Raw genomic sequence first — 7780 nt, 5'->3', positions numbered from 1 at the left:
GATCCGCGCCGACGTGGTGATCGAGAACTTCCTCCCCGGCACGCTCGAGCGCGTGGGCCTCGGCTACGACGACGTGGCGCGGCAGAACCGCGGGGGCCTCTTCTCACTGTCTCAACACAGTTCCGTGGACTCGCGGCATGAGAACCACAGATCCTGCGCGCCCGAAGGGACTCGAACCCCTAACCTTCTGATCCGTAGTCAGATGCTCTATCCATTGAGCTACGGGCGCTGGGAGGTTAATCCCTCTGTTGCCGCGGCAACCCGTCTACTGTACATCACGCCTGCGTCGCCGCGCGAATCGAGCCGCCCCCGCACGACCGCCCGGGCGCGTCGCGGTCATGGATCACGCGTCAGCGGGCTCGTCGGCCGCGGCGCCGACCTTGCGCCGGCGTCGCGCCTGCGCCGACAGCTTCTGCAGGTCGACCAGGCGCAGCGCCTGCATGCGGGCCTCGCGCATCGACGCGTAGTCCGGATCCTGATCAGGACGGAACGCCTCGATGCGCAGGCGACCCTCGAGGTTCGCCTCGACGTCATGCCAGGCCGCTTCCCGGGCCTGCTCGACCAGCGCGCGCAGCTCCTGCTCATCCTCGGCCTTCGCGCGCAGCGCCTTGGCGACCCCGGCGTACTGCTTGGCGCGGCGGCGCAGGTTGCGCACGTCGCGGTCGCGGTAGTCGTGCGTGCCGTGGGGCTGCGTGTGACGGCCCCACGCCGCCTTCCGCGCGCGGGAGACCGCGTCGGCGGCGGCATCCTGCTCATCGGCGAGCGCGATCAGCGCGTCGCGGGCGGTCTCGCGGAACTGCTGCGGGTCGAACGACGCGCCCAGCGAGATCGTGCTCACCAGGATGGTGTTCTTGACCGACAGCCGAGCGGCCGCGAGCGCGATCGCGACGCCCTCGTCGATGGCATCCGCATTGCGTCCCACGAGCCCTCCTCCCGACCGCCCGAAGCGTCGTATCCCCACGTATGAGCGTAATCGGCGCGCGAGGCTCGCACCGCTCCCGCGACCGGCGAAGGCCGCCGCACGCCCGCAGAGCGGGACGCGCGACGGCCTTCGCCGCGGCGGATCAGACGGTGGCCGGCTCAGCCTCCACCTCGGCCGCGGGCGCCTCGTCGGCCGCCTCGAGGGCGGCGGCGACGACCGGCTCGCGCTCGGGCAGCACCGTGGGGTGCGCGCCGGCCATCTTCTCGATCACGCGGACGACCTGGCACGAGTACCCGTACTCGTTGTCGTACCAGACGTACAGCACGACGTTCTCCTCGTCGACGATCGTCGCGAGGCCGTCGACGATGCCCGCCTTGTTGTTGCCGACGAAATCGGTCGAGACCACCTCGGGCGACTCGACGTAGTCGACCTGCTGGCGCAGCGGCGATGTGAGCGACACCTGGCGCAGGAAGCCGTTGAGCTCGTCCTTGGTGGTGGCGCGCTCGAGCTGCAGGTTGAGGATCGCGAGCGACACGTCGGGGGTGGGAACGCGGATGGCGTTGCCCGAGAGCTTGCCGGCCAGCTGCGGCAGCGCCTTCGCGACGGCCTTGGCGGCGCCGGTCTCGGTGATGACCATGTTCAGCACCGCCGAGCGGCCGCGACGGTCGCCCTTGTGGAAGTTGTCGATCAGGTTCTGGTCGTTCGTGAACGAGTGCACCGTCTCGACGTGGCCGCGCACCACGCCATACGACTCGTCGATCACACCGAGCACGGGCGTGATCGCGTTGGTCGTGCACGAGGCGGCCGACAGGATCGTGTCGTCGGCGGTGATCCCGTCGCTGTTGACGCCGTAGACGACGTTCTTGATCGCACCCTTGCCCGGGGCAGTGAGCAGCACGCGCGCCGCGCCCTTCGCCTGCAGGTGCTGCGACAGGCCGGCCTCGTCGCGCCAGCGACCCGTGTTGTCGACGATGATCGCGTCGCGGATGCCGTACGCCTCGTAGTCGACGGTCGCCGGGTCATCCGAGTAGATGACCTGGATGAGCGTGCCGTTGGCGAGGATCGTGTTGTTCTCCTCGTCGATCTCGATCGAGCCGGCGAAGGGCCCGTGCACCGAGTCGCGGCGCAGCAGGCTGGCGCGCTTCTTGAGGTCCATGTCGCCGCCCTTGCGCACCACGATGGCGCGCAGGCGCAGGCCCGATCCGTTGCCGGTGTGCGCGAGCAGGATGCGCGCGAGCAGGCGGCCGATGCGGCCGAAGCCGTAGAGCACGACGTCGGTGGGCTGCGGGGTCTCGGCGTCGATCACAGGCGCGAGTTCGCCGCGCAGGAACGCGTCGATGTGCCCGGCCTCGTAGGTGCCGCCGACCTCGTCGTAGCGGGTCACGAGGCGCGCCACGTCGATCGACGAGGCGCCGGGGCCGATGCGGTCGATCGACTCGAGCACCGCGAGCGTCTTGACGGGGTTCAGCACGTCGTCGCCGTGCAGCCGCGCGAAGCGGTGCGCCTTGATGATCTCGATCGGCGAGCGGTTGATGAGCCGGCGGCCGTGGATGGACGGCACGATGCCGTGTGTGCGGTAGAGCCGGCCGATGAGCGGGATCATCCGCTCGGCCAGCTCCTCGCGCTTGATCCACTCCGCGCGGTGCGCTTCGTACTGGGGCAGGTCGTAACCGGGCGCCTCGTTCTCGCTCACGCTCGCTCATACTCCTTCGTCGATGCGGGGTCTCGTCGATGCGGGGGTCGACTCCGGGATCATCCGCGCGACCGATGCTCTTCGAGCCTACGAAGCAGATCCCTCCGTTTTCACGCGAGAGAGGAGGCAAGAACCGGGGAACTTTCGGAATATGCAGGATCTCGCCACTCGGAGCTCGCATGGCTCATTGGGCGAGACGCACGTCGGCGCGGATCATTGGGCACATCTTCCCGGGGACTTCGCCCCCTCCCGTGGCTACTGTGGGATGGCGGGATTCCGCCGATCACAGGCTCCCGCGGGGGAAGGAGTCACGATGCCCGCATCCGACGCCACGACGCTGCTCGCGATCGTGAATGAGGACGGCTCTGCCGCCGTCGTCTCAGGCGACGTGCTGACCGAGTTCGACACGAAGACCATCGAGGACGGTCGCCACGCGATCATGATGCACGCCATCGCGTCGGCGCAGGAGCGGGACGGCGCCGTGCACCTGCACGTCACCGAGCCCGAAGGCGTCTGGCCCCTGGTCGTGCATCCGGACGGCACCATCGAGCCCGACGAGACCCCCGACGAACAGCACGCGGCCGACGACGAGCAGGATGCGCCGACGCCGGATGCGCCGACGCCGACCGAGGCCGCTTCCGCCCGCGGCGTGGGCGAGCAGCGCCCCGACGGCGCCGGCCGGCCCAAGGCTGCGAAGACCGAGGACCCGAAGACCGAGGACCCGAAGTCCGAGGACCCGACGGCGGCAGCGTCGCTCGCGGCATCGCCCCGCTCCTCCGAGCAGCTGAGCGCGACGGCCCTCGCGACGACGAGCCTGCCGGTCGCCGACGTCGCGTACGACGATGACGACGACGACAGCGACGTGGTGGACGATCCGGCGCCCGGGCTGCCCACGCGACGCCAGCAGCGCGCGGCGAGCGAGCCGCGCCCCGCCGGCCCTGCCCCGCAGCCGAAGTCTGCGGCATCGACGCCCAAGGCCACCACGGCCGTGCACGACGTCATCACGCTCGTCGACGGCGACGAGCCGGCCGCCGCCGAGGCGCCGGAGCATCAGAGCCCGCAGGCCCCGGAGCAGCCGAGGACGGACGCCCAGAGCAAGGGCGCCAAGACCGCCGCCGAGCCCGCGTCGGCACCCAGACGCCGCGGGCGTCTCAGCCCGAGCCGCGGCCGAGCTCCGCCGCATCGGCCGCCCCGAAGCCCGCACCGTCACCCGCCGCGAAGCCCGCACCGAGCCCGAAGCCCGCGCCGGCACCCGCCGCGAAACCCGCCCCGAGCCCGAAGCCCGCGCCGGCACCGAGCGCGGCGGTCAAGCCGCCGACGCCGATCAAGGCACCGGCCCCCGCCACGCCGCCGACGCCGTCCAAGGCTGAGGCTCCCTCCACGCCGATGCCCGCCAAGGCGGAGGCCCCAGCCAAGACGGAGGCTCCCGCGAAGACGCCGGCGCCCGCGCCCAGCCCGAAGCCCACCCCGGAAGCCGCGGCCCCGGCCACGGTCGACGCGCTCGGCGGTGCCGCCGCCGGACAGGGGTCGGCGCCGCTTCCGCCTGCGCCCGTCGCGCCGCCGGCACCTCAGACCCGCGCCTCGCGACCCCGCGGCGAGGAGCCCGCGCGACCGGCTCGCGACACGACGGACGGCGCCGCACGCGGCGGCCGGCCGGCGCGGACCGGCCGCGAGGAGACAGCCGACGGACGGCGCTCGTTCCTCACTCCCGAGCGCGTCGAAGAGCCCGCCGAGAAGGGCTGGCGGGGCTTCCTCGCCAAGACGGGCATGCGCGTGCCCCCGAGCGCCGAGGAGCGCTCGGAGCGGGCCGACATGTCGACCGTCTCCCAGCACTGGCCCGGTCCGCGCACGATCGCGATCGTGAACGGCAAGGGCGGCTCCGGCAAGACGCCGACCACGATCCTCACCGCGGCGGTCTTCGCGCGCTACGGCGGAGCCGGCGTCCTCGCATGGGACAACAACCAGACGCGCGGCACGCTGGGCTGGCGCACCGAGCAGGGCCCCCACGATGCCAGTCTGCACGACCTCCTCCCTCAGACCGACCGGCTGCTCTCGGCGCAGGCGCAGTCGGCGGACCTCGCCCACTACGTGCACCACCAGACGCGCGACCGCTACGACGTGCTGCGTTCGCGCCCGATGCTCCTGGCGAACGAGCAGCGCATCGAGAAAGAGGACGTCGACCGCATCCACGCGGTAGCGGCCAAGTACTACCGGCTGATCATCATGGATTCGGGCAACGACGAGTCCGATCCCATGTGGCGTCGCATGATCGATCTGACCGACCAGCTGGTGGTCGCGACCACCACACGCGCCGAGCACGCCGAGGCGGGCGCGCTGCTGCTCGAGGCGCTCGCCGAGCGCGACGAGCGCTCGGCGAGCCTGGTCGAGAACTCCGTGGCGGTCGTCAGCCAGGCCGATCCGCATGCTCAGCCCGCCGACGTGCGCAGTGTGGTCGAGGGCTATCGCGCCCTGTCGCGCGATGTCGCGACCATCCCCTACGACCCGGCCATGGCGGGCGGTCTGCTGCACTTCAACGCGCTGCGCCCCGCCACGCGGCGCGCGTGGCTCGGCGCCGCCGCGGCGATCGCCCGGGGCCTCGGGCCCGAGCACGCCTGACGCGGCTTGTCGGGTCCCCCGGGCCCGACGAGCCGCCGACGCCCGCGAGTTGCGAGGTCCGCGAACCGCTCGTATTCTTTGTGCACGTACGACTTGGTTGGTGCACGTAGGAAATCTGTGCGCCGCTCACGAAGGAGTGACCGTGCAGTATCACCACAACGGCTACCGTCCGGGCGACCCGATGCTGGAGCCCGCCCTTCCGGGCCGCCCCGCCGAACCGCTCCAGGACGGCGACCTCGTCGATGTGCTGATCATCGGCACGGGCCCGGCGGGCATGATGCTGGCCGCGCAGCTCTCGGTGTTCGGCGACGTGCACGCGCGCATCATCGACCGCAACCCGGAGCCCCTGACGATCGGCCGCGCCGACGGCGTGCAGGTGCGCACCGTCGAGACCTTCCAGGCCTTCGGCCTCGCGCGCCAGATGATCGACGAGGGCTACCACATCATCCAGACCGCGTTCTGGGGCCCGGATGACGCCGAGCGCGGCCGCATCGTGCGCACGCACCGCATGCCCGACGACGAGGAGAACCTGTCGGAGATGCCGCACCTGGTCGTGAACCAGGCGCGCATGCAGCAGTACCTGCAGGGCTTCATGGACCGCCAGCCGTCGCGCCTGCGCCCCGACTACGGATTCGAGTTCGTGAGCCTCGAGGTCGACCAGCAGGCCACCCGGCACCCCGTCTCCGTGACCCTGCGCCGCGTGCAGGCATCCGGGTGGGACGGCACCGACAAGCCCGGCGGCGACGCCCTGGCCGAGCTCACCGAGGTCGAGACCATCACGGTGCGCGCCAACTACGTCGTCGGCTGCGACGGCGCCCGCTCGGGCGTGCGCGAGGCCATCGGCGGGAAGCTCGAGGGCGACCGGCAGAACCACGCATGGGGCGTGCTGGACATCCTGGCGACGACCGACTTCCCGGACGTGCGGCTGAAGAGCGTCATCCAGTCGGCCGAGCACGGCAGCATCCTGCTCATCCCCCGTGAGGGCGGGCACCTGTTCCGTCTCTACGTCGACCTCGGCACGATCACGCCCGAGAATCGCGACCACGTGCGCGCCATGACGGCCGAGCAGGTCGCCGACGCCGCGCGCGCGGTGCTGGCGCCGTACACGCTCGACGTCAAGGACGTCGCGTGGTTCAGCATCTACGAGGTCGGCCAGCGCGTCACCGACAAGTTCGACGACGTGCCGGCCGAGCTGGTCGGCCACCGCATGCCGCGCGTGTTCATCGCCGGCGACGCGTGCCACACCCACTCCGCCAAGGCCGGCCAGGGCATGAACGTGTCGATGCAGGACACGTTCAACCTCGGCTGGAAGCTCGCGCACGTGCTGCTCGGACGCGCACCCGAGGCGCTGCTGGACACCTACTCGGCCGAGCGCCAGCGCATCGCGCAGGACCTGATCGACTTCGACCGCGAATGGTCGAGCCGGATGGCCGCCGGCCCGATGGACCCGGAGCACCCGGAGCGCGGCGGCATCCATCCCGACGAGATCGCCGAGTTCTACCAGCGCTCGTACCTCTACACGTCGGGCACCGCGACGCAGTACGGCCCCTCGATGATCACAGGCGAGGGCACGCACCAGCAGCTCGCGACCGGCTATCCCGTGGGCATGCGCTTCAAGTCGGCCCCGGTCGTGCGCATCAGCGACGGCTACGGCCTGCACCTCGGCCACGTGCACCGGGCCGACGGCGCCTGGCGCATCTACGCGTTCGCCGACGCCACGCGCGAGAAGCACACGGCCTTCCTCGACTGGCTCGCTGCCTCGCCCGAGTCGCCCGTGGTGCGCTACACGCCCGAGGGCGCCGACGGCGACAGCGTGATCGACGTGCGCGGCATCTACCAGCAGCACTTCGAGCAGCTCGGCTTCGAGGCCGTGCCCGCCGCACTCAAGCCGACCAAGGGCGCCTTCGGGCTGACCGACTACGAGAAGGCGTTCTCGGCCGACGTGGACGGGGCCGAGGACATCTTCGACGCCCGCGGCATCGACCGCGAGCGCGGCGCCGTCGTCGTGGTGCGCCCCGACATGTACGTCGCCGACGTGCTGCCGCTCGACGCGACCGGGCAGCTGGCCGCGTTCTTCGACCACGTGCTGACCACGAGGTCGTGAGCGTGGCCGACGAGCGCACGGCCATCCGCTCGCTCGCGGGCCAGACGGGGCACCTCATCCGGCGCGCGCAGCAGCGCCACACCGCCCTGTGGGGCGAGGTGGTGTCGGACGCCGTGACAGGACCGCAGTACGCCGTGCTCGCCGTGCTGCACGAGCGCCCCGGGGCCAGCCAGCGCGAGCTGGGCGAGGCGCTCGAGCTCGACGCCTCGACGATCGCGGGCCTCGTCGCGCGCCTCGAGGCGCGCGGCCAGATCACGCGCGACCCCCACGAGGGCGACGGCCGCAAGAAGGTGCTGCACCTCACCGACGCCGGCGCCGCCGTGCGCGCCGAGCTCGCTCCCCGCGTCGACCGGCTGCAGGTCGCGCTGACCGCGAACCTGACCGCCGACGAGCGCGCGCAGCTGACCAGCATGCTGCAGCGCATCCTGACCGACTGACCCGCCGC

General features: G+C 71.8%; 7 protein-coding genes and 1 tRNA gene. 3 read left to right on the top strand and 5 right to left on the bottom strand.

Annotated elements, in window-relative coordinates; genetic code table 11:
- Window positions 1-156 precede the first annotated feature (156 nt).
- The 5 genes from ABTW64_RS13750 to ABTW64_RS13730 all read right to left on the bottom strand — a co-directional run bounded on the left by ABTW64_RS13750 (window position 157) and on the right by ABTW64_RS13730 (window position 3979).
- Window positions 157-229 (bottom strand) — tRNA-Arg (locus ABTW64_RS13750).
- A 114-nt stretch (window positions 230-343) separates the two neighbouring features.
- A complete protein-coding gene (locus ABTW64_RS13745; RefSeq protein WP_350623369.1) occupies window positions 344-922 on the bottom strand; it encodes an asparagine synthase in 579 nt (192 codons plus the stop codon).
- A gap of 142 nt (window positions 923-1064) precedes the next feature.
- Complete coding sequence (locus ABTW64_RS13740; protein WP_350623371.1) at window positions 1065-2585, bottom strand: glyceraldehyde-3-phosphate dehydrogenase; 1521 nt, start codon at window positions 2583-2585, stop codon at window positions 1065-1067.
- A 409-nt stretch (window positions 2586-2994) separates the two neighbouring features.
- Window positions 2995-3666, bottom strand: coding sequence for a hypothetical protein (locus ABTW64_RS13735; RefSeq protein ID WP_350623367.1), 672 nt, complete (start codon window positions 3664-3666; stop codon window positions 2995-2997).
- 100 nt (window positions 3667-3766) lie between these two features.
- The gene (locus ABTW64_RS13730; protein ID WP_350623365.1) at window positions 3767-3979 is read right to left on the bottom strand and encodes a hypothetical protein; all 213 of its coding nucleotides are present in this window, start codon (window positions 3977-3979) and stop codon (window positions 3767-3769) included.
- A gap of 22 nt (window positions 3980-4001) precedes the next feature.
- Between ABTW64_RS13730 and ABTW64_RS13725 the strand changes: the two genes are divergently transcribed.
- The 3 genes from ABTW64_RS13725 (at window position 4002) to ABTW64_RS13715 (ending at window position 7772) form a co-directional block, all read left to right on the top strand.
- Window positions 4002-5231, top strand: coding sequence for a MinD/ParA family ATP-binding protein (locus ABTW64_RS13725; RefSeq protein ID WP_350623363.1), 1230 nt, complete (start codon window positions 4002-4004; stop codon window positions 5229-5231).
- 142 nt (window positions 5232-5373) lie between these two features.
- Window positions 5374-7335 (top strand): FAD-dependent monooxygenase, encoded by a 1962-nt coding sequence (locus ABTW64_RS13720; RefSeq protein ID WP_350623361.1) that lies wholly within the window; start codon window positions 5374-5376, stop codon window positions 7333-7335.
- The gene (locus ABTW64_RS13715) at window positions 7332-7772 is read left to right on the top strand and encodes a MarR family winged helix-turn-helix transcriptional regulator (protein ID WP_350623359.1); all 441 of its coding nucleotides are present in this window, start codon (window positions 7332-7334) and stop codon (window positions 7770-7772) included. Before ABTW64_RS13720 ends, ABTW64_RS13715 begins: the two co-directional genes overlap by 4 nt.
- The last annotated feature ends 8 nt before the right edge of the window (window positions 7773-7780 follow it).

It is taken from the genome of Microbacterium sp. NPDC096154 (genome assembly GCF_040302945.1).
Taxonomy (GTDB): Bacteria; Actinomycetota; Actinomycetes; order Actinomycetales; family Microbacteriaceae; genus Microbacterium.
Note: the sequence above shows the minus strand (reverse complement) of the source record. Positions and strands in the feature narration are given on the sequence as shown.

Bases quoted from the DNA above. Each gene is read 5' to 3' on its own strand.
- ABTW64_RS13735 (WP_350623367.1), bottom strand. From the start codon at position 3,666: ATGCTCCGGCGCCTCGGCGGCGGCCGGCTCGTCGCCGTCGACGAGCGT.
- ABTW64_RS13725 (WP_350623363.1), top strand. From the start codon at position 4,002: ATGCCCGCCAAGGCGGAGGCCCCAGCCAAGACGGAGGCTCCCGCGAAG.